The sequence below is a fragment of the Desulfomicrobium salsuginis genome (assembly GCF_054657795.1).
Genome location: NZ_BAAHYA010000002.1, coordinates 774,584 through 799,421, shown reverse-complemented (window position 1 = coordinate 799,421; position 24,838 = coordinate 774,584). Strand labels below are relative to the sequence as shown.

Annotated in this window: 18 protein-coding genes; 12 read left to right on the top strand and 6 right to left on the bottom strand. The window is 67.3% G+C overall.

Annotated features, from left to right (window positions below):
- The first annotated feature begins 208 nt into the window (after nucleotides 1-208).
- From glpA to ACYQ3G_RS10765, 6 genes are all read left to right on the top strand, one after another.
- Nucleotides 209-1,822 carry an anaerobic glycerol-3-phosphate dehydrogenase subunit A gene (gene glpA, locus ACYQ3G_RS10790; RefSeq protein ID WP_459825763.1) on the top strand — a complete coding sequence of 538 codons (1,614 nt, stop codon included), beginning with the start codon at nucleotides 209-211 and terminating at the stop codon, nucleotides 1,820-1,822.
- Nucleotides 1,819-3,075 (top strand): glycerol-3-phosphate dehydrogenase subunit GlpB, encoded by a 1,257-nt coding sequence (gene glpB / locus ACYQ3G_RS10785; RefSeq protein WP_459825761.1) that lies wholly within the window; start codon nucleotides 1,819-1,821, stop codon nucleotides 3,073-3,075. The genes glpA and glpB overlap by 4 nt, the downstream gene beginning before the upstream one ends.
- Nucleotides 3,076-3,090: 15 nt before the next feature.
- Nucleotides 3,091-4,674 (top strand): 4Fe-4S dicluster domain-containing protein, encoded by a 1,584-nt coding sequence (locus ACYQ3G_RS10780; RefSeq protein ID WP_459825759.1) that lies wholly within the window; start codon nucleotides 3,091-3,093, stop codon nucleotides 4,672-4,674.
- Nucleotides 4,674-5,495: a CoB--CoM heterodisulfide reductase iron-sulfur subunit B family protein gene (locus ACYQ3G_RS10775; protein WP_459825757.1), complete on the top strand. Its 822-nt coding sequence runs from the start codon at nucleotides 4,674-4,676 to the stop codon at nucleotides 5,493-5,495. The genes ACYQ3G_RS10780 and ACYQ3G_RS10775 overlap by 1 nt, the downstream gene beginning before the upstream one ends.
- A gap of 48 nt (nucleotides 5,496-5,543) precedes the next feature.
- On the top strand, nucleotides 5,544-7,055 hold the full coding sequence (gene glpK / locus ACYQ3G_RS10770; protein WP_459825755.1) for a glycerol kinase GlpK: 1,512 nt from the start codon (nucleotides 5,544-5,546) through the stop codon (nucleotides 7,053-7,055).
- A 185-nt stretch (nucleotides 7,056-7,240) separates the two neighbouring features.
- Nucleotides 7,241-8,989, top strand: a complete 1,749-nt coding sequence (locus ACYQ3G_RS10765; protein ID WP_459825753.1) for a GNAT family N-acetyltransferase — start codon at nucleotides 7,241-7,243, stop codon at nucleotides 8,987-8,989.
- A gap of 94 nt (nucleotides 8,990-9,083) precedes the next feature.
- Here the strand turns inward: ACYQ3G_RS10765 and ACYQ3G_RS10760 are convergent, their stop codons facing one another.
- A complete protein-coding gene (locus ACYQ3G_RS10760) occupies nucleotides 9,084-9,731 on the bottom strand; it encodes an HAD family hydrolase (protein ID WP_459825751.1) in 648 nt (215 codons plus the stop codon).
- 245 nt (nucleotides 9,732-9,976) lie between these two features.
- Here ACYQ3G_RS10760 and ACYQ3G_RS10755 point away from each other — a divergent pair, with 245 nt between their 5' ends.
- On the top strand, nucleotides 9,977-10,576 hold the full coding sequence (locus ACYQ3G_RS10755) for a peroxiredoxin (RefSeq protein WP_459825749.1): 600 nt from the start codon (nucleotides 9,977-9,979) through the stop codon (nucleotides 10,574-10,576).
- A 131-nt stretch (nucleotides 10,577-10,707) separates the two neighbouring features.
- Complete coding sequence (locus ACYQ3G_RS10750; protein WP_459825747.1) at nucleotides 10,708-11,844, top strand: PQQ-dependent sugar dehydrogenase; 1,137 nt, start codon at nucleotides 10,708-10,710, stop codon at nucleotides 11,842-11,844.
- Here the strand turns inward: ACYQ3G_RS10750 and ACYQ3G_RS10745 are convergent.
- The 5 genes from ACYQ3G_RS10745 to ACYQ3G_RS10725 all read right to left on the bottom strand — a co-directional run bounded on the left by ACYQ3G_RS10745 (nucleotide 11,841) and on the right by ACYQ3G_RS10725 (nucleotide 20,043).
- Nucleotides 11,841-13,787 carry a methyl-accepting chemotaxis protein gene (locus ACYQ3G_RS10745; RefSeq protein ID WP_459825745.1) on the bottom strand — a complete coding sequence of 649 codons (1,947 nt, stop codon included), beginning with the start codon at nucleotides 13,785-13,787 and terminating at the stop codon, nucleotides 11,841-11,843. The genes ACYQ3G_RS10750 and ACYQ3G_RS10745 overlap by 4 nt on opposite strands.
- A gap of 358 nt (nucleotides 13,788-14,145) precedes the next feature.
- Nucleotides 14,146-16,098, bottom strand: a complete 1,953-nt coding sequence (locus ACYQ3G_RS10740) for an alpha-amylase family glycosyl hydrolase (RefSeq protein WP_459825743.1) — start codon at nucleotides 16,096-16,098, stop codon at nucleotides 14,146-14,148.
- On the bottom strand, nucleotides 16,098-16,934 hold the full coding sequence (locus ACYQ3G_RS10735) for an HAD-IIB family hydrolase (protein ID WP_459825741.1): 837 nt from the start codon (nucleotides 16,932-16,934) through the stop codon (nucleotides 16,098-16,100). The genes ACYQ3G_RS10740 and ACYQ3G_RS10735 overlap by 1 nt, the downstream gene beginning before the upstream one ends.
- The gene (locus tag ACYQ3G_RS10730) at nucleotides 16,931-19,087 is read right to left on the bottom strand and encodes an HAD family hydrolase (protein ID WP_459825739.1); all 2,157 of its coding nucleotides are present in this window, start codon (nucleotides 19,085-19,087) and stop codon (nucleotides 16,931-16,933) included. The genes ACYQ3G_RS10735 and ACYQ3G_RS10730 overlap by 4 nt, the downstream gene beginning before the upstream one ends.
- Nucleotides 19,084-20,043, bottom strand: a complete 960-nt coding sequence (locus tag ACYQ3G_RS10725) for a carbohydrate kinase family protein (RefSeq protein WP_459825737.1) — start codon at nucleotides 20,041-20,043, stop codon at nucleotides 19,084-19,086. Before ACYQ3G_RS10725 ends, ACYQ3G_RS10730 begins: the two co-directional genes overlap by 4 nt.
- Before the next feature lie 441 nt (nucleotides 20,044-20,484).
- Between ACYQ3G_RS10725 and ACYQ3G_RS10720 the strand changes: the two genes are divergently transcribed.
- The 4 genes from ACYQ3G_RS10720 to ACYQ3G_RS10705 all read left to right on the top strand — a co-directional run bounded on the left by ACYQ3G_RS10720 (nucleotide 20,485) and on the right by ACYQ3G_RS10705 (nucleotide 24,807).
- Nucleotides 20,485-21,312 (top strand): 4Fe-4S binding protein, encoded by an 828-nt coding sequence (locus ACYQ3G_RS10720; protein ID WP_459825735.1) that lies wholly within the window; start codon nucleotides 20,485-20,487, stop codon nucleotides 21,310-21,312.
- A 105-nt stretch (nucleotides 21,313-21,417) separates the two neighbouring features.
- Nucleotides 21,418-22,245 carry a phosphate ABC transporter substrate-binding protein gene (locus tag ACYQ3G_RS10715; RefSeq protein WP_459825733.1) on the top strand — a complete coding sequence of 276 codons (828 nt, stop codon included), beginning with the start codon at nucleotides 21,418-21,420 and terminating at the stop codon, nucleotides 22,243-22,245.
- 4 nt (nucleotides 22,246-22,249) lie between these two features.
- Nucleotides 22,250-24,058 (top strand): phosphate ABC transporter permease, encoded by a 1,809-nt coding sequence (locus tag ACYQ3G_RS10710; RefSeq protein ID WP_459825731.1) that lies wholly within the window; start codon nucleotides 22,250-22,252, stop codon nucleotides 24,056-24,058.
- On the top strand, nucleotides 24,046-24,807 hold the full coding sequence (locus ACYQ3G_RS10705) for a phosphate ABC transporter ATP-binding protein (RefSeq protein WP_459825729.1): 762 nt from the start codon (nucleotides 24,046-24,048) through the stop codon (nucleotides 24,805-24,807). The genes ACYQ3G_RS10710 and ACYQ3G_RS10705 overlap by 13 nt, the downstream gene beginning before the upstream one ends.
- Nucleotides 24,808-24,838 lie beyond the last annotated feature (31 nt).

The following is a 24,838-nucleotide window of genomic DNA, read 5'->3' as shown; positions in this document are numbered from 1 at the left end:
AAAATAAATCTGGCAGAGTCCGGACGCGTGTGCTACAAGGCGCCGCAACGGGGGCGAAATCGGCCCACGAATGCCTCTAGCACGGCTTTGCACTGATGACCAGCAGGATTTGTCCGGATTGCGGAGGCGGCTGGTCGACGGGTATTTCTGTTCGCTTTGTTCGCTTTCATTCATTCTTTTGCGGCGTTTCACGCCAACCGGGGAAAGCATGACCACCCTCCACACCCGCGTCCTGATCATCGGCGCCGGCGCCACGGGCGCGGGACTGCTGCGCGACCTCGCCCTGCGCGGGGTGCCGGCCCTGCTCATCGAACAGCGCGACGTCAATTCCGGGGCGTCGGGAGGCAACCATGGGCTGCTGCACAGCGGCGCGCGCTACGTGGCCTCGGACCGGGAGGCGGCCGAGGAATGTCGCGAGGAAGGCGACATCCTGCGTCGTCTGGCGCCGCAGTGCATCGAGGACACGGGCGGCCTCTTCGTGGCCGTGCGGGGCGACGACGAGCGCTACGTGGCCGATTTTCCCGGCCTCTGCGCCGCAAGCTCCGTGCCCTGCCGTGGCCTCGACCTGGGCACGGCCCGGGTCATGGAGCCCGCCCTCTCCCCGGACCTCGTGGCCGCCTTTGCCGTGCAGGACGGTGCCGTGGACCCCTTCATGCTTTCCCTGGACAACATCGCCCAGGCCCTGAGCCTGGGCAGCTCCATGCGCCGCAACCTGGCCGCGCGGTCCATGGAGGTCGAGAACGGGCGCATCGTGCGCGTGCTGTGCCGGGACATCACCACGGGCGAGGACGTGCGCATCGAGGCCGACCTGGTGCTGAACGCCGCCGGGGCCTGGGCCGCGCGCGTGGCCTCCCTGGCCGGGGCGCGCATCGGCATGCTCTTCTCCATGGGGAGCCTGCTGATCACCCAGGACCGCATCGCCACGCGCGTCATCAACCGCCTGCGCAAACCTTCCGACGCCGACATCCTCGTGCCGGGCGGCACGGTCTCCATTCTCGGCACGACCTCCATCCGCGTGGCCTCGCCCGACGGCTGCCGCCCGAGCGTGACAGAGGCCGACCGTATCATCGACGACGCCCGGGCCATGCTGCCGATCCTGGAGCATACGCGCTACATCCGCGCCTACGCCGGGGTGCGGCCCCTGGTCTCCCTGGGCCCGGCCGGCGACGACCGCGCCGTGAGCCGCGGCTTCGCCCTCGTGGACCATGCCGCCGACGGTCTCGAAAATTTCATCACCATCACCGGCGGCAAGCTGACCACCTACCGCCTCATGGCCGAGAAGGCCGCGGACCTGGCCTGCGCCAAGCTGGGCGTCTCGGCCCCCTGCCGGACGCGGACCGAACCCCTGCCCGCCTCGACTCTGGGCCAATGGACCGAGCCCGGCAAGGGCCCTCGGGCCTGGGTCGACAGCCGCACCGAGGACGACCTGGTGCTGTGCGAGTGCGAGATGGTTTCGCGCGGGGTCATCGATTCCATCATCGACGAGGCCGGGGCCATGCGCGGCCGCTCCATGCTCAAGGCCATCGGGATGCGCAGCCGCGTGGGCAAGGGCCCCTGCCAGGGCGGTTTCTGCGGCCAGCGCGTGACCGGCCACCTCTACGACCGGGGCATGGTCGAGGGGATGCAGGGGCTGGCCGAGTTGAAAACGTTCACCGAACGCCGCTGGCGGGGCTTCTCGCCCATCCTGTGGGGCGTGCCGCTGATGCAGGCCGACCTGCAGGAAGCCCTGTACTGCGGCTCCATGGACCTCGAGTTCGGGCCGCCCCCCTCCACCCGTGACGACGAGGGCGCCTGCACGCCCGTCGCCAAGGAGTCGGCATGAAAACTTATGATGTCATGGTCATCGGCTCGGGCTTCGCCGGGATGGCGGCCAGCCTGTTCGCGGCGCGGCGGGGGCTGTCCGTGGTCCAGGCCGGCGGCACGGGCGGCATCGACTTCAGCACGGGCTTCATCGACCTCATGGCCGTGCACCCCGTGGCCGAGCAGCGCGTCTGGGAGAATCCCTTCGCCGCCCTGGCCGCCCTGCGCCGGGACCTGCCGCTGCACCCCTACGCCCATGTGACCGACGACGAGATTGCGGCCGCCCTGGAGGAGTTCACCGGATTTCTCGGAGAGAATGGCCTGTGCTACACCGGCCGCCCTGGGCGCAACACCCTGGCCCTGACTTCGGCCGGCACTGTCAAGCCCACGTACCTGCTGCCCTGCTCCGCCTGGGGCGGGGTGGAGGCGTTGGAGGCCAAGGCTCCAACCCTGCTGGTCGATTTTCACGGCCTCAAGGGCATCTCGGCCCGGCAGATCGCCGAGGTGCGCGCGGACTGGCCGGGGCTGCGCACGGCCCGCGTCCGCTTCCCCGGCATGGGGGGCGAACTGTACCCCGAGCACATGGCCTGGAGCATGGCCGACCAGGCCAGACGGACCGAACTGGCCGAGGCCGTCCGGCCGCTGCTGGGGAACGCGCGGTTCGTCGGGTTTCCGGCCATCTTCGGCATGACCGACACCATGGCCGTGGTCGGGCACATGGAGGAGCTGCTGGGGCGCCGGGTCTTCGAGATCCCTACCCTGCCGCCATCCATCGCCGGGCCCCGCCTGCGCGCAGCCTTCGACCGGGGCTTGCCCGCCCTGGGGGTGCGGACGTACACGCAGAAGCTCGTCAGCGCCGCCGAGGTGTCCGGCGAGATGTTTCATTTCACGGCCGGCAGCGGTTCAACGGCGGTGCGCATCGCCGCGCGGGGCGCCGTGCTGGCCAGCGGCCGTTTCTTCGGCAAGGGGCTCAAGGCCGACCGGCACGCCGTGCGCGAGGCCGTGTTCGACCTGCCCGTGCGCCAGCCCGAAAAGCGGGAGGACTGGCACCGGGCCGAGTTCTTCGACCCGCGCGGCCACGAGATCAACCAGTCAGGGCTTGAAACCGACGCCGCCCTGCGGCCCCTCGGCGCCGACGGCCGGCCCTTCCACCCGCGTCTCCACGCCGCCGGGGCCATCCTGGCCCACCAGGACTGGATGCGCATGAAGTGCGGCGCGGGCCTGGCCATCGCCACGGCCTGCAAGGCGGTGCGGGAGCTGAGCCAAAATCTCTAAACACGCGGGAGCGGCATGGACTTCTTTTCCGCCGGACTCGGCCTTGCCTGTCTGAGCTTTGTCCTGGGTCTCGCCTGGCGCGTCCACGGCCGCCCCGGCAGCCGCCTGCCAGCCGCCCCCGAACAGGACCGCAGGAAAAGCGGCCTGGCCGCCGGTCTGGCGGACATCATCCTGCTGCGCCGCACCCTGCGCACCGGCAAGATCCGCTGGGCCGGACACACGCTCCTCATCCTGGGCTTCCTGCCCCTGCTTATCCTGCACGCCATGGACGGGATCGTGACCCGTCCCCTCTTTTCCGGCTACGAGCCGACCCTGGAGCCCTGGCAGTCGGCCCGCAACGCCCTGGGCCTGGCCGCCCTGGCGGGCCTTGGCCTGCTGGCCTGGCACAGGGGGCGGCGGCTGCGTGCCTTCAGCCGCGTCCAGGACTGGGTGCTTCTGGGGCTGCTGGCCGCCGTGCTTCTGACCGGCTTCGTGCTGGAGGCCGCAAAGATGGCCTCGCCCGCGGACTTCGAGCGCATGGTCGCCGACTTTTTCCCCGAGGCCGACGGTGACGAGTTCATCGCCCTGCAGGCCCACTGGGCGCGGGAGAACGGCGTTCGCTTCGAACGCTTCCTGCCGACGGCCTCGGAAATCCTGGAGCAGGGCCGCGAACTGCACGAGGACCGATGCGCCGGGTGTCACGCGCCAACCGCCACGGCCTTCGCCTCCCGGACCCTGGCCGACGCCCTGCCCGCAGGCGTCGTGCTTCCGCGGACCATGCCCCCGATCTTCTGGCATCTGCACGTCGGTTTGGCCTTTCTTGTCCTGGCCCTGCTGCCCTGGGGCAAGTTCCTGCATCCCCTGGCCTCACCGGCCAATCTCCTGATCCGGGGCGGTCGCCGGGACAGCGGCTTTCCCGCCGCGCCTCCGGCCCGGAACCTGGCCCTGGAGGCCTGCACGCGCTGCGGCCAGTGCAGCCTGCACTGCAGTGTGGCGCCGAGCCGCCGCGTCCTTGGCAATGCCGACATACTGCCCATGGACAAGCTCGCGGACCTGCGCAGTTGGCTGGACCGCAGCCTGGACGGCGCGCGCCTGGCGGACCTGGTCGAAGGCAGCCACATCTGCACCGAATGCCTGCGCTGCACCCAGGTCTGCCCGGCCGGCATCGACCTGCAGGATCTCTGGATATCCTCCAAGGCGGCGTTGTCGGAGGCCGGCAGGGCCGGGGTGGACGGCGAGATCCGCAAGCGCACGGCCGGCGAGTGGGCTCACGAGCTTGCCTCGCGCCGCCTGGGCAAGGTCGGTGCCAGCGGCTCCGGTCTGGCCGACCGCGCCGAGTCCTTCTGGGGCTGCGTGCAGTGCACGACCTGCACGGGCGTCTGCCCCGTGGTGGCCGTGAGCACGGACCCGCAACGCGACCTGGACCTGACGCCCCAGCAGATCATGAACTACCTGCGCATGGGCCTCAAGGCCCAGACCCTGGGCGCACGCATGGTCTGGAGCTGCACGACCTGCTACAAGTGCCAGGAGCACTGCCCCCAGGGCGTGCCCGTGGCCGACATTCTCTATGAACTGCGCCAGCTCGGCGCCCGGACCCTGCGCCACAAGGGGAAGCCGTGATGCGCTACGCCTATTTTCCGGGCTGCAAGATCGCCCACCACCTGCCCGCCCACGGACTGAGCGTCGAAGCCGTCTGCGAACGCCTGGGCATCGGCCTGGAGCGGACGGAGTTCGCCTGCTGCGGCTACCCCGTGCGCCACGAGAGCCAGGACGCCGCGGTCTACTCCGCCCTGCGCGGGCTGGCCCAGGCCCAGAACCTCGGGCTCGACCTCATGACTCCGTGCAAATGCTGCTTCGGCAATTTCCAGCACGCCCGGCACCAGACCGCCCAGGACGAAAACCTCATGCAGCGCATGAAGGATCTGTTGGCCGAGGAAGGGCTCCCCTTTCCCGAAACCGTCCGCGTCCGCCATCTGCTGCAGGTCCTGGACGAGAGCCTGGACACGGTGTCGCAGGCCGTCACGCGCCCCCTGCGCAACCTGCGGCTGGCCTGCCACTACGGCTGCCACGCCCTGCGTCCGGCCGCCGTCACCCATTTCGACGACCCCCTTGGGCCGACCATTTTCGAACGCGTCGCGGCGGCGACCGGGGCCGTCCCGCTGCCCTGGGAGCTGCGCCTGGAGTGTTGCGGCTACCCCTTGCGCGGCCGCGACGAATCCATCTCGGACCTGCTCATGGCCAAGAAGCTGGCCAGCGCGGCGGCTTCGGGCGCGGACGTGCTGGCCACGGCCTGCACCTACTGCCAGCTGCAGTTCGGCCGGGGCGGCGGCATCCCGTCCGTGCTCTTCCCGCAGCTCCTGGGCCTGGCCCTGGGCCTGTCGCCGGAAGACCTCGGCCTGGCCCCCGACGCCCCGTGGCTCGGCCGCCTTGAGAAAGAATGATTTTTCTGTAGAGTCACCGCACCGTAAACCCTTTCTTCGGAGGAGAACATGGCCCGCTACGTAGGAGCAGTCGACCAGGGGACAACCAGCAGCCGCTTCATCATCTTCGACGAGCACGGCCGCATCGTGGCCATGGACCAGAAGGAGCACGAGCAGATCTACCCCAGGCCCGGCTGGGTCGAGCACGACCCCATGGAGATCTGGAACAACACCCAGGACGTCATCCGCGGAGCCCTGGCCAAGTCCGGCATCAGGGGTTCCGAGCTTTCGGCCGTGGGCATCACCAACCAGCGCGAGACCACGGTGGTCTGGGACCGCTTCACGGGCAAGCCCTACTACAACGCCATCGTCTGGCAGTGCACGCGCACCCACGACATCTGTAAGGAACTCACGGCCGACGGCGGCCAGGACCGCTTCCGGGCCGTGACGGGCCTGCCCGTGGCCACGTATTTCTCCGGCCCCAAGATCCGCTGGATCCTGGACAACGTGCCCGAGGCCCGCGCCGCCGCCGACAAGGGCAACGCCCTGTTCGGGACCATCGAGACCTGGATCATCTGGTGGCTGACGGGCGGCCCCAAGGGCGGCGCCCACGTGTCCGACGTGACCAACGCCAGCCGCACCATGCTCATGGACCTCAAAACCCTGGCCTGGGACGAGGGCATCCTGAAGGTCATGGGCATCCCGGCCCAGGGCCTGCCGCGCATCGTGCCCTCGTCCGACAGCGCCACCTGGGGCCCGACCAGCGAGGACGGCCCCCTGGGCGCGCGCGTCCCGGTCTGCGGCGCCGTGGGCGACCAGCAGGCGGCCCTGGTGGGCCAGACCTGCTTCGCGCCGGGCGAGGCCAAGAACACCTACGGCACGGGCTGCTTCCTGCTCATGCACACGGGCCACGAGCCCATCCAGTCCCGCCACGGGCTCATCACCACCCTGGCCTACCAGTTCAGCGGCCGAAAACCCTCCTACTGCCTGGAGGGCTCCATCGCCATCGCCGGGGCCCTGGTGCAGTGGCTCAGGGACAACCTGCAGATGTTCTCCTCGGCCCCCGAGATCGAGCACCTGGCCCGCCAGGTCGAGGACACGGGCGGCATGTACATCGTGCCGGCCTTCTCGGGCCTCTACGCCCCCTACTGGCGCCCGGACGCGCGCGGCGCCATGGTCGGCCTGACGCGGTACATCAACCGCAACCACATCGCCCGCGCCGTGCTCGAAGCCACGGCCTACCAGACCAAGGAAATCGTCGAGGCCATGAACAAGGACTCGGGCGTGGAGCTGAAGACGCTGAAGGCCGACGGCGGCATGGTCTTCAACGAACTGCTCATGCAGTTCCAGTCCGACATCCTGAACGTGCCCGTGGTGCGCCCCAAGGTGGCCGAGACGACCTGCCTCGGCGCGGCCTACGCCGCCGGCATCGCGTCGGGCTTCTGGTCCGGCCGCGAGGAGCTCTACAACAACTGGGAAGAGGACAAGCGCTGGATCCCCGACATGGAGGAAACCCGCCGCGCGGCCCTCTTCGCCGGCTGGAAGAAGGCCGTGACCCGAACGTTTGACTGGGTGGAATAGCGAACATTCGACCGATATCCGAAGGGGCGTGATTTCGATGCGGAAATCACGCCCCTTTGCTATGGACTTTGAAAATGTCAGGGATAAAATCCGGTCTGTATCATGCCGATCCATTTTCCGCATGAGCAGCGGGACGCCCCTGCAGATGCGGAATCCGAATTTTCGAAGACCGAAAGGAGCGCCCCATGTTCCGCATCCGCCCCATCTACGACACCACCGTGCCCATCGACGCCCAGCGCGTCGAGCAGGTGCAGGCCATTCTGGCCGAACGGTTTCCGCTCATCGCGGCCGAGGAGGTGCAGAACCTGCCGGCCACCCTCAAGAACCCGCTGGGCAAGGGGTACAGGACCATCGTCTTCGTGGCCGAGGGTCAGCGCCGGGTGGTGCAGGGGTTCGGCCTGCTGTGTCATTTCTCGGACCTGCGCTTTTGCTACCTGGACTACCTCTCGGTCAGCCTGCGCCACGGCGGGCGCGGCGTGGGCTCGGCCCTGTACGAGCGGGTTCGCGAGGAGGCCAGGGCCCTGGGCGACACGGCCCTCTTCTTCGAATGCCTGCCCGACGACCCGGCCCTGTGCCGTGACCCGGAACTGCTGCGCGAGAACGTGGCGCGGCTGCGCTTCTACGAACGGTACGGGGCGCGTCCGGTCGTCAACACGGCCTACGAGACCCCACTCTCGCCCGAGGACGACTGCGCGCCCTATCTGGTGGCCGACCCTCTGGACAAGCCGTTCCGGCTGACGCGCGACCGCGCCCGGCACGTCATTCGGGCCGTTCTGGAACGCAAGTACAAGGGGAAATGCTCTCCTGAGTACGTGCGCATGGTTCTCGACTCCATCCCGCCCGGCCCCCTGGCCCTGCGCAGTCCCCGCTACGTGAAGGAGGCCGTTTCCGCAAAGCCGCCGGTCATCAGCGCCGACCGGCGCATCGCCCTGGTCTGCAACGAGAAGCATTCCATCCACCATGTGCGGGAGCGCGGCTACGTCGAATCGCCGGTGCGAATGAGCTCCATCCTGCGCGAGATCGAGAAGTCGGGGCTGTTCGAGCGCCGCGAGGCCAGGCATTTCTCGGAGCGGCACATCACGCAGGTCCATGACCGCCAGTTCGTGTCCTATTTCAAGACCGTCTGCGCCACGCTGCCCGAAAAGAAATCCGTCTATCCCTACGTCTTCCCCATCCGCAACGCGGCCCGGCCGCCCAAGGAACTGGCCGTGCGCGCGGGCTACTACTGCATCGACACCTTCACGCCCCTGAACGGCAACGCCTACGCCGCGGCGCGCGGGGCCGTGGACTGCGGGCTGACGGCCGCCGAGGAGATCCTGGCCGGCCGCCGCCTGGCCTACGCCCTGGTCCGGCCCCCCGGACACCACGCCGAACGCCGGGCCTTCGGCGGCTTCTGCTACTTCAACACGGCCGCCGTTGTGGCCCAGCGCCTCTGCGCCCACGGCCGGGTGGCGGTCCTCGACGTGGACTACCACCACGGCAACGGCACCCAGAACATCTTCTACGAACGCAGCGACGTACTGACTGTCTCCATCCACGGCCACCCGAGCTTCGCCTACCCGTACTTCAGCGGCTTCGCGGACGAGATCGGCGAAGGGCCCGGTTACGGCTTCAACCGCAACTACGCCCTGCCCGAGAAGATGGGCGGCGAGCGGTACGCCGAGGTGCTGCGCCGCGCCCTGGCCTTCATCGCCGATTTCGACCCGGCCTTCCTGATCGTCGGGCTGGGTCTGGATCCGGCCAAGGGCGACCCGACGGGCACCTGGGACCTGCAGGCCAGGGATTTCCTGCGCAACGGAAAGCTGATCGGGAGCCTCGGCAGGCATACGCTGGTCGTGCAGGAAGGCGGCTACCGCATCCGGTCCCTGGGCGTGAACGCCGCCAATTTCTTTCAGGGGCTCTTCGAAGGCGCGGCCGTGGCGCGCAGGCGCTGAAAAAGGCACGGACGGCCGGCGGCCTTGGGAGACCGCCGACCGTCCGGGGATGGGGAATTTCAGTGTGGCGGGATCGTTTTCCCGCGGCCGTCCATCAAGCGAGCAGTTCCAGAAGCTCCATGGGGTGGTCGATGACCACGGCCGCGCCCGAGGCCCGCAGTTCGTCGGCGGGCCGAAAACCCCAGGTCACGCCTACGGGGAACATCCCGGCGCCCACGGCAGTGTGCATGTCCACGTCCGTGTCGCCGAGGTAGAGTATCTCCTCCGGCGCCACGCCCAGGTGCCGTATCACTTGCCGCGGCCCGGCCGGGTCCGGCTTGACCGGAACGCCGGGCATCTGCCCCAGGGTCAGGGCGAAGTCCCAGTCCGGGAGGAACGCGCCCATGCACAGTTCGGCGAACTCCTGTGGCTTATTGGTCAGCACCGCCATGGGGATGCTCCTGGCGGCCAGGACGTCGAGCAGTTCGGCCACCCCGTCGTAAAGGCGGGTTTTGACCCTCCAGTTGGCCTCGTATTCCTTCAGGAAACCCTGCAGACACTCCGCGGCCAGGTCCTGCCGGTCGGCGGGCAGCGTGCGCAGGACGAGGTTCCTGGCCCCGCTCCCGACGAAGAAGCGGTAGGCGTCCACGGGGTGGACGGGCAGCCCCTTGGCCTCCAGGACGCGGTTCATGGCGTCCGCCAGGTCCTCCAGGGTATCGAGCAGGGTTCCGTCCATATCAAAAACGACAGCTTTGTATTTCACCGATCGGTCCTTGTTTTCATGTTTTTTGAGCGCCCTTGGAGCGTCGTGAGTTTGCGGCCGGGGTGCAGACAGCGCCCGTATTTCCGGGAAAAGGGCGCGTCACTCCTCTTTCAGGATCGGACGACCGTTACGATCCGGGCAATATATTAGACAAGGTTAATTTTTTGCTTGACGAGAATAATTACTATTAATAAGAACTTCCATCACACATGCACATCACTCTCTCATTCATAAGGAGTAAGACCATGAGCGTACTCGTCACCAGGACCGCACCCGACTTCACCGCCCCGTCCGTAACCCCCGGCGGCGGAATCGACGATTTCACCCTTTCTTCCCTGCGCGGGAAATATGTCGTTCTTTTCTTCTGGCCCCTGGACTTCACCTTCGTCTGCCCGACGGAGATCATCGCCCATGACAAGCGCCTCAAGGAGTTCCGCGAGCGCGGCGTGGAGCTTGTCGGCGTGTCCATCGACTCCCAGTTCACCCACTTCGCCTGGCGCAACACGCCCGTCGAACAGGGCGGCATCGGCCCCATCGGCTTCCGCATGGTCGCCGACGTCAAGCACGAGATCGCCCAGGCCTACGGCATCGAGCATCCCGAGGCCGGCGTGGCCCTGCGCGCGTCCTTCCTCATCGACCGCGACGGCGTGGTCCAGCACCAGCAGGTCAACAATCTGCCCCTGGGCCGCAACGTGGACGAGATGATCCGCCTCGTGGACGCCCTGCAGTTCACCGAGAAGTACGGCGAGGTCTGCCCGGCCGGCTGGCAGAAGGGCGACACCGGCATGAAGCCCGACGCGGGCGGCGTGGCCGACTACCTGTCGAAGAACGTCGAAAAGCTTTAGTCATCCCTTCCCTCCCTGGGCGGCCGGTCTGACAGGAACCGGCCGCCCGTCCCAGTCCTCTCGCTTTCTTGCCAAACCGCCCAGGCGAGTTATGCTTATGGTTCGACCCAACCGCTTCCGGGAGGTCCGCCATGAGTTTGTCCGCCATCCGTACGGGATTTTTTGCCGCCTTTCTTCTTGTCCTTGTCTGTTCCGGGCACGATGCGTTCGCCCAGGACTTCTCCTCCAGGCATCACCGCTTCCGCGTCACCGTCGTGGCCGGAGGCCTCGAACATCCCTGGGCCCTGGCCTTCCTGCCAGATGGCGACATCCTGGTCAGCGAACGCGAGGGGCGGCTGCGGGTCATCCGAGGCGGCCGTCTGCTGCCCGAAGCGGTGCGGGGCCTGCCGGATGTCCGCGTCATGGGCCAGGGGGGCCTTTTGGACCTGCTGCCACATCCCGACTTCCGCACCAACCGCCTGCTCTACTTCAGCTACGCCGCAGACCTGGACGGCGGGGCCACCACCCACGTGGCCCGCGCCAGGTTTGAAAAGGACACCCTCTCGGACGTGGACGTGCTGCTGCGCGCCGAACCGGCATCCCGGGGGCGTGTCCATTTCGCCGGCCGCCTGGCCTTCGACCCCCAGGGATACCTCTACGTCAGCATCGGCGACCGGGGCGACATGGAACGCGCCCAGCGCCTGGACGACCTGGCCGGCAAGATCGTGCGCCTGCACGACGACGGCCGCATCCCCGAGGACAACCCCTTCGTGGACACGCCCGGCGCCCGGCCCGAGATCTTCAGCTACGGCCACCGCAACGTCCAAGGCATGGCCGTCCACCCCGAAACGGGCGAAGTCTGGACCCACGAGCACGGCCCCCGCGGCGGTGACGAAATCAACGTCATCCGGCCCGGCGTGAACTACGGCTGGCCCGTGGTCACCCTGGGCATCGACTACACGGGCTTCCGCATCGGCGACGGCCTGAAGCACATGCCGGGCATGGCCGACCCGCTGCATCACTGGATTCCATCCATCGCACCGTCGGGCATGGCCTTTTACGCCGCGGACAGGTTCGGCCGCTGGCAGGGCGATCTTTTCGTGGGGGCGCTGGTGCAGCGCCATCTGGCCAGGCTGCGACTGGCCGGCGAGGTGGTGGTCGAGGAGGAGCGCCTGCTGGATGGTTTGGGCCGGCGCATCCGCGACGTACGGCTCGGTCCCGACGGGAGCCTCTGGCTCCTGACTGACCATGATCCGGGGCAGGTGCTTCGGCTCGATCCGCTGGACTAGAAGCGGAAGCGCCCCACCAGTTCCTGCAGGCGTCCGGCCAGTGTCGCCAGGCTTTCGGCGCGCTGCAGGACCACGGCGCTTTCCTCCTGCATGGAGTCGGCGGCGCCCATGACGCCCTCGATATCGTGGCTGATGTCACGGGTCATGCCGGAGCTCGATGTGACGCCCGAGGTGATCTCGGCGATGCCGTGGGCCGCCTGGCCGACATTCACCGAAATATCCCGCGTCATGAGGCTCTGCTCTTCCATGGCCGCGGAGATGGATGTGACGGTTTCATTCATGTCCTCGATAACGGCGATGATCTCCCCGATCTCCCTGGCCGTGACCTCGGTCACGCTCTGGATGGCCGAGACGGTCCGCCGGATGTTCTCCGTAGCGGCCGAAGTCTGCTGCGAGAGTTCCTTGATCTCCCCGGCGACCACGGCGAAGCCGCGCCCCGCGGCCCCGGCCCTGGCCGCCTCGATGGTCGCGTTCAGGGCCAGGAGGTTGGTCTGCGAGGAGATGGACGCGATGGTCGCGGTCACGGTGCCGATCTCTCTGGCGGATTTGCCCAGCTCTCGCATGTGGCGCGTGGTCTCGGCGGCCTTGGCCACGGCGTCCGAAGTCGTGCGCCTGGCCAGATCGGCGCTCTGGGCCACGCCCTGGATGGTCGCGGCCAGGTCGGACGTCGAGGCAGCCACCGTTCCGACGTTGATCGAGGCCTGCTCCATGGCCGCGGACACGGAATGCATGTTCCCGCTCACAGTCAGGGCCGAGTCGTGCACGGCCCGGGCGCGCCTGGCCGTACCGGAGGTGTTCTCGGACAGGCCCCGGGACGTGTCCCCGAGCTCCTGCGAGGCCGCGGAAAGCGATCCCGTGGCTGAAACGATTTCCGCCAGCACCTCGCGGTTGCCGGCGACCATGGCGTTCAGGGAGTCCGCCAGACGCCCGATGGCGTCGCGGGCCGGGTAGTCGATGGTCGCGGTGTAGTTGCCCGCGGCCACTTCGTCGGCCAACTGGGCCATGCGCCGCACCGGCGAGAGCAGGACCCGCCCGCCCACGCCGATGAGGATGACCGACAGGACCAGGGGCAAGATCATGCTCGTCAGGGCATTTTTGATCAGCCGCCCCTTGACCCCGGCCATGAGGTCGTCAGTGGCGACCCAGGTGGCGAAGGTCAGGCCCCAGGGCTCGAAATGGTGTAGGGCCACTTCAAGGCTCCTGCCGCCGGCCTCCAGGGTCTTGTGCCGCACCCCGTTGCCGGCCGAAACGATAGCCCCGGACTCTACCGGGTTCTCGGGCATGTCGATGACACTGCGTCCCTGGTCATCAAAAGCCATGGTGCCGCCGTGGCCGCCGACGCCCACACCGCGCACGAAATGCGCGAAGGCGTCGCTGATCAACGGGTGTGCGATCTCCAGGGCGCCCAGCACCTCCGTCCCGGTCAGGTCCGTGAAGGGCACGTAGGCCGCCATGCGCCACGCCCCGCCCAGCCAGACAAGGCCTTCCCACGGCTGCCCGGCCCGAATCGCTTGAAGGGCCTGAGTTCCCTCGCCCAGAAAGGAGCCCTTGCCCCACTGGTGCTCGGCCGTTTCCAGAGACGTGGACACTCGGACCAGCCTGCCTTCGTGCAGCTGGAGGATGGAGGCCGTCCCACCCGTCAGTTCCGCCACCTTGCGCGCCACGGCGTTGTCTTCGTGCAGGTAGACCGAGCCGTGCTTGAGGGCCGGCAGGATGGCCGTGACCTTTTCTCCGCTGTCCTGGTCGACCAGTTCCAGTTCTACTTCCATGAGCACCTCGGGCACCGGGAATCCGCTCAGTTCGAACTGGGTTTTCATGATGTCGCGGTCGATGCGCAGCTTCTTCTGCATGAGGGTGTGCTGCAATGCCACGGATTCGGCCAGGGTGGCCGAGATGCGCGTCAGCCCGTCGCGCCCCTGCCGCAGGGCGTCCGTGTTGGCCATGATTATCTGTGAAACCGAGAGACACAGAACCGTCACAAGGACGATGATGATAGTCACGATCGAGAGTTTTGTCTGAAATCCCAGAGAGTTGTTCATAGATGGCGAATCCTGTTCGTCGAAGAGAAAGGAGGAAAGCGACTCCGGAAAATGTCAGAGGTCTTGTGCGCGATGAATGCAGGAAGAATGCGACAACTCGGTGACGGACGCGTGACAATTCAGGCCGGCGGAAGCCTGCCAGACGCCAGCGGGGTCCGTCCGCGGCGGCGGGGTCGACTCTGGGAGGAATGACGGGGATGTGCGGGGTGGTTCCCTCCCTTGCCGTGCAGCGGATGCGCAGCTGGAAAGGGAGGGGGCGGCGTCAGTCGGAAAGCCAGAAGAAGGACAGGGGCGGTACGGTGATCCGGCCGTCCTCTACCGGGACCGCTTCCCCGGTGCACATATCCGTCATGGCGCCGTGCTGGAAGAATTCGTGCGCGGAGATGTCCTCGACCGCCATGGCCTGAGGCTCGACGTTGAGGTTGGCGGCCACCAGCACCCTGCATCTGCAGTTCTCCGGGTCCGTGCGCGAATAGGCCAGCAGGTTCGGGTTGCCCATGGGGATGATCTGGCGGTTGTCGAAGTCCGCGAAGGCCGGGATTTCCTTGCGCAGGGCGATGAGGTGCTTGAGGCCCGAGAAGATGCGCTGCTCCACCGTGCCGTGCTCGTGTCGCCTGGCCGCCTTGTCCCAGTCGAAGCGCGAGCGGTGCAGCCAGCGCGTGTCGTGCTGGGTGGCGGGGTTTTCCAGGAAATCCATGTTGTTCAGGGTGCCGATGGCGTCGCCGTAGTACAGCAGCGGCATCCCTCCGAAGGACAGGATGACGCCGTGCAGGAGGAGAATCGTCTTCACGGCCGCATCCACGGCCCCTTCGTCCCCGCTTTTCAAGGCCGTTTCGAGGCCCACGAGGGAGGCCAGGGAACCGGCGATGCGCGCATCGCCGGTCTTTTCGTTGGTGCCGAAAGGCATGCCGCAGGACGGCGAGGCCGGGTAGTCCCCGGTGAAGTAGTCGATGAGGAAGGAGCGATGCAGGGCGGGATCGTACCCGGCCGCGCGCACGTCCTCGTCGTCGAAACCCAGCCCGATGTCGTCGTGGCAGCGCACGTAGTTGAGCCACGTGGCTCGCTCCAGCTTCTGCGGCAGGTTGCCCACGCCCTGCACCAGGAGCTTGGCGTTCTTGGTGGCCACGGCGTCCCACAGCAGGGCCATGAGGGTGGCGTTGTAGGCGATCTCGCACTCCTTGGCGTAGATGGCGTGCTCTCCGAAATACTTGGAGATTTCGCCCGGCGCGACGATGGCCTCGGCGATGAACAGCACACCCGGCGCCGTGACCTGGCAGCAATCTTTCATCAGGCGCAGGATGAGATGCGCCTCGCGCTCGTTCTGGCAGGTGCTCCCGATCTTCTTCCAAAGGAAGGCCACGGCGTCGAGACGCAGGATGTCGGCTCCGCGGTTGGCCCAGTAGAGGATGATGTCGATCATCTCGATGAGCACGGCCGGATTGCGGTAGTTCAAGTCCCACTGGTAGGTGTTGAAGACCGTCATGACCCACTTGCCCATGGCTTCGTCCCAGGTGAAATTGCCCGGGGCCGTGGCCGGAAAGATTTCGGGCATGGCCTCCTCGTAGGCGTCGGGGATGTCGCGGTCATCGAAGACGTAGTAGTAATCTTGGTACGTCTTCTCGCCGGCCCGAGCCCGCGCGGCCCACTCGTGCTCCTCGGAGGTGTGGTTGACCACCACGTCCAGGACCAGCAGCATTTCCCTGCTGCGCATGGTCGCCGACAGCTCCAGAAGGTCGTCCATGGCGCCGTACCGTTCGTCGATTTTTCTGAAGTCGCGCACGGCGTAGCCCCCGTCGTTGTTGTCGGGGGGGCAGTCGAGGATGGGCATGACGTGGACCATGTTCACGCCGAGTTCCTGCATGTAGGGCAGCCTTTCCTTGAGGCCTTGCAGATTGTTGGCGAAGCGGTCGCAGTACAGGGTCATGGCCACCCACTTCTGGTGCAGGAACCAGTTGAAGTTGACCTCGCGGGCGATGTCCGAGCGCCGCAGGGCCGGGTCGCGCTCGATGTAGCGCATGGCCAGGGTCTCGACCAGGCGGACCATCTGCTCCCTGAAGTCGGGGCGATCCCCGTAGAGGAGCTTGAACAGGGAGTAGATGGCGTAGAAATTCGCCCCCAGGCGCGTGTAGAAACGGCGCAGCCTGTACTTGCCGATTTCGGGGTTCAGCTTGGCCAGGATTTCGTTCAGCAGTGCATGGGAAGCCTGTTCGTACATCAGTTCTCCTTGTCTTCATGGAACTTACGCAGCCACGCGTCGGCCTCGGGCCAGAAATGCGCGGCCCCTTCGAGAATGCCGGCGGCGTAGTTGCCGTTCATGCCCAGATAGCCCCCGGCCATGTGCAGGGGCTTCTTGCCCTCCAGCCGCCTCCTGACCTCCGCGTCGGCGTTGGCCACGAGCACGGCCGGGATCTCGCTCGCCAGCACGTCCAGGTCGTTGCCGCTGTCACCGGCGAAGAGCGTCTCGTCCGGGGCGAAACCTTCCCGCCGCATCAGGAAGCGGATGGCGGAAAGCTTCCCGGCCCGGGCCGGCAGCACGTCCAGAAGCCCCACCCCGGCCGGACCGTCCACGCTCCAGACCAGGGCGGCCCGGATGGACTTCCGGTCCAGGGCCGCGGCCATGCGTCCCGTCAGCGTCTCATGGTCCCAGTCGAGGGGCGCGTAATAGCTCAGCTTGTAGGGGCCCTGCTTTTCCTCTTCCTGCAATTCAAGCCCCCACGCCGGGCCCAGCACCTTGTGCAGGTCCGCGGAGGTCATGCCCGCCCAGTCCGGCGCGATGTGCGCCTCCCAGTCGGGCCATGGGGCCCAAACATCCGCCACCGCGCGGTAAATGGTCGCACCCACGTCGGCCACGGCGAAATCCGGCCAGGGCAGCCGGAACTCGCGGATGGCGCCCTCGATGAGGGCCTTGTGGCGTCCGGTGACATAGGCCAGGCAGACCTCGGCGCGGGCGACCAGGCGGGCGAAGAGGCGCGGTGCGTCGGGCGACAGGGGCTGCGGGCCGTTGGGGATGAGGGTCCGGTCCAGGTCAGTGCACAGGAGCAGCCGCCTCATGCGCCCTCCTCCGGGCTCGGGAAACCGTAATGCTCCATGGCTTCGAGGATGCCCCCGGCATGGGAGGCCGCGGCGAAATAGATGGTGTCGGTTTCGGCCAGGCCCGAGAGTTCGGCGGCGAGGTGCCGGTTGTTGACGACCGTGCCCAGGGTGTTGCCGCGGAGCATGTCGGCGTCGGCGCCCGTGACGCCGGCCACCAGGGTGTTCTCCAGGGGGAAGTCCAGGTGCTCGGCGCACCAGCGCAGGGCCAGGCCCTTGGAGGCCCGTACGGGCAGCACGTCGAGGTACTGCTCGAAGGAGACGATGACGTTCGCCGTCTGCTCGGCGCGCTGCAGGAACTGCCTGACCTCCTGCTCGCCGATGACGTTGGTGTCGATGTAGTAGCTGACCTTGAAGGCGCTCAGGAATTTCTTGGGCTGCAGGGTCAGGCCCGGGATGTCCCGCAGGGCCTTGCGGACCAGTCCCGGCGTCCAGAGGTGGTCGATGTGCCTCTCCCAGGTGGTGTCCTGGGTCAGGTCCGGGGCGTAGTGGATCTCGGTGCCCTGCCCCGAGATGAGCACGTCGGGCTGCGGGATGCGGTGCCTGCGCAGGGTTGCCAGGGCGTCGTCGAGGCGCCGCCCCGTGACGATGCCGAAGATGACGGATTTGCGCAGGCTGCGCAGGGTCCTGACCAGTTCCTGCAGGGACGCCTCGTCCCCCAGCAGGCTCAGGTCCAGCTCCGCGAACAGGGCCCGCTTGCGCGCCACCCCCTGCAGGATGATGGGGCAGGCGCGCGGGAGCTGTTCGGTCTTGTCCACCAGCGGACGGACCAGGCCGAGGTATTTCTTAACGTGGGCGTCCCAGGAGTAGTGACGGCGCACGCCGGCGATCCCGTTCCTGGAGAAGCGACGCCAGGCTTCTCTGTCCGTGATGGTCCGCAGCAGCGTCGCGGCCATGGCCTCCTTGTCCAGCGGGTCGATCAGGTATCCGTTTTCGCAGTTCCCGAGGATGTCCCGCGGCCCCCCGTCCTCGGTGGCCACCAGCGGCAGTCCGCAGGCTGCGGCTTCGAGTAGCGTCAGCCCGAAGGGCTCCGTCAGGGCGGGGTTGACGAAGACCCCGCGCGACGCGGCGGCCAGACGGTAGAGGACGGCCACCTCCTCGGGCTTGTGGTGCTTGGGGTACGCGACCCTGCCGTACAGGTCGTGGCGGTCGACGGCCAGCAGGATGTCGCTTAGCACCCCCCGCGCGCCGTCGTCCATGTCCTGGATGTCGTCGCGGTTGCCGGCCACGACGACCAGGTTGGCGGCCTCCTGCAGCTCCGGGGATTCCCCGTAGGCGTCGATGAGCGTGACGATGTTCTTCTTCGGGTCGGGCCGCGACAGGGCCAGGATCATGGGCTTGGAGCTGCGCTTCAGGAACCGCCTGAGCTCTCGCCCGATGTCCGCGCCCCACTCGTTTGCCCGTGACGGGTGAAAGCGCGACATGTCCGTGCCGGGCGGGACGACGCGCATGCGCTCGGGCTGGTAGAAGTCGTAGAGGCCGTACTGCTCCTCGATCTCCTGCCGGGTGCTGGTGATGACGCGCTCGGCCACGCTCAAGGTCGTCTCCTCGGCTTCGATGCGGCGCGAAATGTTGTAGGTCGCTTCGAGCTGGAGGCGCGTGGCGCCGCCGGCCAGCAGCCGCAGGCGCTTGCTGCGCCCAAGGGAGTGGCCGGTGTGGATCAGCGGGATGCCAAGCTGGTTGGCCAGCCGGGCGCCGACGTACCCGGCGTCGGCATAGTGGCTGTGGATGACGTCGGGCAGGCGGTCCTGGCTGCGCAGGAAGGTCACGACGTTGTCGGAGAAGCTGTCGAGATGGTCCCAGAGGAGCTCCTTGCGGATGTACCCCTCCTCGCCGCACTCCATGCGCACGATGGACGCCTTTGCGGACAGGGGTTCCTCCGCCACGGCGTAATCCGCGCTGACGGCCGGGTCCGCGACGCGCCGGGTCAGCAGCACCGCCCTTTCGACCTTCGGGCTCTCGCCCAGGGCTCGAAGCAGCTCCACCACGTACTTGACCTGCCCGCCCGTGTCCGCATCACGCCCCAGCTCGGGGTCGTGCCCACGGACCAGGCCGTGCACGCTCAGGAGCACGATGAACAGGGGCGCCTTTTCCGTACGCCTGCGGGCGCTCATGGATGCCACTCCCGGAGAAAGGGCCTGTAGAAGTCGGCGCTGTCCGGCACGGCGCCGCGCAGGCCGCAGATGGTCCTGGCAAAGGCGTCGGCCCGGTTCAGGGTTTCCGGCAGGGGCCAGCCCTCAACCGCGCCGAGGATGCACACGGCCGCGAACCCGTCCCCGGCGCCCACGGTGTCGACGACGTCCGGCTGCCCGAAGGCCAGGGGCGTCGCGGTCCACTGCCCGTTCTCCATGACCTGCCAGGCGCCTTCCTCGGCGCAGGTCACGATGGCGCGGCCGATGCCGAAGTCGCGCATCAGCGAGCGGACGCGGTCCTCCTGGTCCTCTCCGTCCAGACCGAGCAGTCGTCCGAGGGTCATGAGCTCCTCGGCGTTGATCTTGAGGATGTCGGCCCGCTCCAGCGAAAAGCGGATCGCGTCCTCCGTGTACCAGGGCTCGCGCAGGTTGAGGTCCACGAACCGCGGTGCGCGGACCGCCGCCAGAACGGCCTCCAGGGCGGTGCGGGAAACGTCGCCGCGCTGGCTCAGGGTGCCGAAGTAGACCATGGCCGGCTCACTGAGGGAGGCCGCCGCGCGGGCCGCTGCGGGATCGATGAAGTCGAAGGCCTGTGCGGGCGGGATTTCGAAACGGTGCCCCTCCGTCTCCATGCGCACCAGCACCCGCCCCGTGGGGAGGTCGCCGTCGATCTGCACCGCCTGGGCATCCATGCCGGCCGAGGCCATGGCCGCGAGGATTTCCCGGCCCAAGTCGTCGTCGCCAACGCGGGAGACGAGCAGCGTGTCCAACCCGAAAGCGGCCAGATGCCGCGCGACGTTGAAGGGCGCGCCGCCGAGGACGCTGCGGTCGGGAAACACGTCGGCCAGGATCTCTCCGAACAGGACGACGGTTCGCCTTTTGGGTGCGGCGGAGTCCGTCTCTTCGGCATTGCGCCGGGGAATCTGTCGTGTGGTCATGCTCGCAATCCAATTCGTATGAGGTGAATGTTCCTGAAATACAATGTCATTATCGACTTCTCTATATTCTCAGCAAAAATGGTGCTCACAATGACGCAGCGATGGGCAGGAACCGAATGTCTGCGGGAAGCCCTGTCTGAAGGAAAAGGCGGAGGTGCGGCGAAGCGATGAATGCACAATGCGCTGGGTATATATTTTAGACCCATACATTGCGTTTTCGGATCGTGTCAACCTTGCGGTGATTGTCGGCACATGCCACGATATCCGGCCAAAGGTGCAGAGCCCGGAAACCACGCTTTGCAAGGTTGGAAAGAATGTTTGGACTGACGGGCGACATGCGTTTATGCCTCTGGCCACTGCCAGGGAGCCCGACGTGACGGCATGTCGGATACTTTACGCTTTAATTTCAATTTGTTGTCACATAAACAAGGATAAAAATGTATGAATATGAACTCCGCTGAACTCGTGTATTTTTCTCCGACGGGCACGACGAAAACCATTGTCGCGGGCATCGCGGAGGGTCTTGGCGCGCGGCCTTCGCTCCGCGACATGACCGCTCAAAGCGGGTGCAGGGAAGGCCACTCCGCCGGTGAAATCGTCGTCATCGGCGTTCCCGTGCATGCCGGGCGCGTGCCGGAGCTGGCTGCGGCCCGCCTGCGCGCAGAGGTGCGCGGCGAGGGGCGGCCGTCGGTCTTGGCAGTGGTCTACGGCAACCGGGCCTTCGAGGACGCCCTGCTCGAACTGCGCGACCTGGCCCTGGAACTGGGCTTCGTCCCCGTAGCCGGCGCGGCCTTCATCGGCGAGCATTCCTTCTCCACGCCGCAGTGGCCCGTGGCCCAGGGCCGACCCGACGCCGCGGACCTGGACAAGGCCCGTGCCTTCGGCCGCTTAGTGCGCGAACTGTTGGACGGGGTACCGAAGCCGGCCGATCTGCGGCCCCTGGAGGTGCCCGGCAACTTCCCCTACCGCCAGGGCGTGCAGCCTTCGTCCATCTGCCCCGAGACCGACGCGCAATCGTGCATTCTGTGCGGCGAGTGCGCCCGCTCCTGCCCTTCCGGGGCCATCACCCTGGCTGAAGACAGCGTGCTGACGGAGGCCGCCCTGTGTCTTCGCTGCTGCGCCTGCACCCGCACCTGCCCCACCGGGGCCCGGGTCATGCGCCATGAAAAGATCCTGGAATTCGGCCGGATGCTGTCGACGCAGTATGCCACGCGAAGGGAACCGGAGTTTTTTCTGGGCAATGCGGATTGTGCCCCCCAGTCCGCATAGCGTGCGTCGATGCATTCACTGCCGATCCATTCGCCCAATCGATTTGTTTCGGCCCATCCTTTTGGGATAATTGAACGAACAAATCATTTCCCAAGGGAGGTATCTATGAAACGTTCCATGCATTTTGCGGTTCTGGCGGCTCTCTTTCTCTTCACGTGCACGGCGGCGCAGGCCGACATGCTGCAGCAGTTCGCGGGCCAGAAGGGCAAGATCGACATCGCCGGCGGCACGGCGCACATCCCGGTCATGAACGAGGCGGCCAAGCGGATCATGACCGTCAACCCGGACATCCGCATCACCGTCGAGGGCGGCGGGACCGGAGTGGGCGTGCAGAAGGCGGGCGAGGGACTGGTGGACATCGGCAACACCGGCCGCGCCCTGTCCGAGGATGAAGTCGCCAAGTACGGCCTGGTCTCCTTCCCCTTCGCCGTGGACGGCGTGACCGTGGTCCTGAATCCGGCCAACGCCGTGAAGGAGCTGACCTCCGCGCAGGTTCAGGACATCTTTGCCGGCAAGATCACCAACTGGAAGGACGTGGGCGGGGCCGACGCGGCCATCACCCTCTACACCCGCGACGAGGCCAGCGGCACGCGCGAGGTGTTCTGGGAAAAACTGCTGAAGAAGGGCGCCGTGGCCGACAAGGCCAACGTGGTGGCCTCCAACGGGGCCATGAAGGTCGCCGTCTCCCAGGACGCCAGCGGCATCGGGTACATGAGCATCGGGTTCGTGGACGCCACGGTCAAGGCGCCCCTGCTGGACGGCGCGGAGCCTTCCCAGGAGAACGCGACCTCCGGCGCCTACAAGGTCGCCCGCAAGCTGTACATGAACACCAAGGGCGAACCCCAGGGGTTGACCAAGCTCTTCATCGACTACGTGACCGGTCCGGAGTGCACGGACATCATCTCCAAGGCCGGGTACATCCCGCTCAAGTAGAAACGTGCGACAGACTCTCCCCTGCCGGCAAAATTCCACCCGATTCTGCCGGCAGCTTTTTTTCGACCGGGCGGCCAGGACTCTTTCCTGCGGCGCGGGCTTCGTCTCCCTGGCGACGCTGGCCGCCATTCTCGTCTTTCTGATTGCGCTGAGCCTGCCCCTCTTCACCCAGGGGCAATGGGACAGCGTCCTCCAGACGGTCTGGCGCCCCTTCGAGGGACGGTACGGCATCGGGCCCATGGTCGCCGGCTCCCTGATCCTGAGCTGTTCGGCCTTCGCCCTGGCCTACCCGCTGGGCGTGGGCGTCTGCCTCTTCGTGCTCGGGCCAGGGGGCGGACCCTTGCGCCGCGCGACCATGGGAGTGGTGACCTTCATGACGGCCATCCCCACCGTGGTCTACGGTTTCGTGTCCGTCTTCCTCCTCGTGCCGCTCCTGGGCCGGGCCTTCGGCGGCAGAGGCCCGTCGCTGCTGGCCGCAGCCCTGACCCTGGCCATGCTCGTCCTGCCGACCATCGTCCTTTTCCTGCACGGGTCCATGCGCGAGACCGAGGAACGCACGCGCCTGACCAGCGCGGCCCTGGGGTTCACGCCTCTGCAGGCCCTGCTGCTGGTGGTCCTGCCCGGATCTGCCTCCGGGCTGCGTACGGCGGCGGTCATGGGCTGGTGCCGGGCCCTGAGCGACACCCTCATCCCCCTCATGCTGGCCGGCAACGCGCCGCAGTTTCCGGACTCCCTGTTCGACTCCGTCCGCACCCTGACGGCGCACATCGCCCTGGTCGTGGCCACGGACAACAGTTCCCCGGCCTTCCACTCCCTCTTCGCCTGCGGGCTGACGCTCTTCGGCGTCAGTCTCGCCGCCCAGGCCGCGTTGCGTCCCAGATCCGGAACATCTGGCCCCATGGGGGACAGGACCCTCGGCCTTCTCACCTTCATGGCGGCGCGACCCGCATGCCGAACCCTGGTCTCGGTCTGGGCCACTCTGTCCGCCGCGACCGTGTTGGCGTCCGTCGGCGCCCTGCTCGCCTTTCTGCTGACGCGCAGCCTGCCCGTCCTCGACCTGCGCCTGTTTTTCGGCGACACGCCCATATTGGCCGCGTTCCTTGGGCGGCAGCCGGTTTGGGACGGGCTTTTCGCCGCCTGCGTCGGCACCCTGTCCCTCGTGGTCCTGGCCTCGCTCATGGCCATTCCCGTCGGCGTCGCCGGGGGCGTCGCCCTGTCCCAGTACCTGAACGGCCCGCTGGCCGCGGCCCTGCGCTTCTCGGCCAATGCCCTGGCCGGCGTGCCGTCCATCGTCATGGGGCTCTTCGGCTTCTCGCTGATCATCCTCCTGCGGCACACCGTCGCGCCCGAGGCCAACACCAGCCTGCTGCTCTCGGCCGTGTGCATCGCCCTGCTCGTCCTACCGTACACGATCAACGCCACGGCGCAGTCCCTGGACACCCTGCCCGAGGAACTGCGCCTGCTGGGTCCAAGCCTGGGCATGACCTCCTGGCAGAGCCTTCGGCGCATCCTGCTGCCCGCCTCCGGCCGCCGGATGCTCGGCGGCGTGGTCCTGTCCATGGGCCGCGCGGCCGAGGATACGGCCGTCATCCTCCTGACCGGGGTCGTGGCCCACGGCGGCCTGCCGCGCGGGCTTTTCGACAAGTTCGAGGCTCTGCCCTTCACCATCTACTACCTGGCGGCCCAGTATCAGAGCACACACGACCTGGACAAAGGCTTCGGCGCGGCCCTGACCCTGCTCGGGCTGACCGTCTTGCTGTTCTGCATCGCGCGGGCCCTGCAGGGCCGCATGGAGAAGGAATGGAAACACTGACCCCGCATTTCACCCTGCGCGGCGTGGGCGTGACCCTGAACGGCCGCCGCATCCTCGAAGGGGTCGACCTCGATGTCCCCAAAGGGCGCGCGACCTTCATCATGGGCCGATCCGGTGCCGGCAAGACCACCCTGCTGCGCGTGCTGAACCGCCTCAACGAATGCTTCCCGGGCAGCGAAACATCCGGCGAGGTGCTGCTGCACCTGGAGCGCGGCGTTGTCCGGCCCTACGCCGGGGAAATAGCTTTGCCGGAACTGCGGCGCCTGGTCGGCATGGTCTTCCAGCACCCCAACGTCCTGCCCATGAGCATCGCGGGCAACATCGCCATGCCCCTGACCACGGTCCGCGGCTGCGGCCGCGACGAGGCCATGGAAGCGGCCCGCCTGGCCCTGCAGGAGGCGCAGCTCTGGAAAGAGGTCGGCGACCGGTTGGATGCAGACGCCCGCACCCTTTCGGGCGGCCAGCAGCAGCGCCTGTGCCTGGCGCGGACCCTGGCCATGAGGCCCGACGTGCTGCTCCTGGACGAGCCGACGTCGTCTCTCGACTTCATGGCGGCCAGGGGCATCGAGGAACTGCTTGAGGGGTTGAAGGGCCGCTATACGCTGGTGGTCGTCTCCCATGGGAGAAAATTCGCGGCGAAGCTGGCGGACGACATCGTCATCCTGCGGGACGGGCGGGTGTACAAACATTCCGGGAACAACGGCACAGACCTCGATGCGGGTCTGGAGGGCCTCGATACGCATCCTTGAAAACAGCGCCTTTCGCGCCGCATGCCATGCG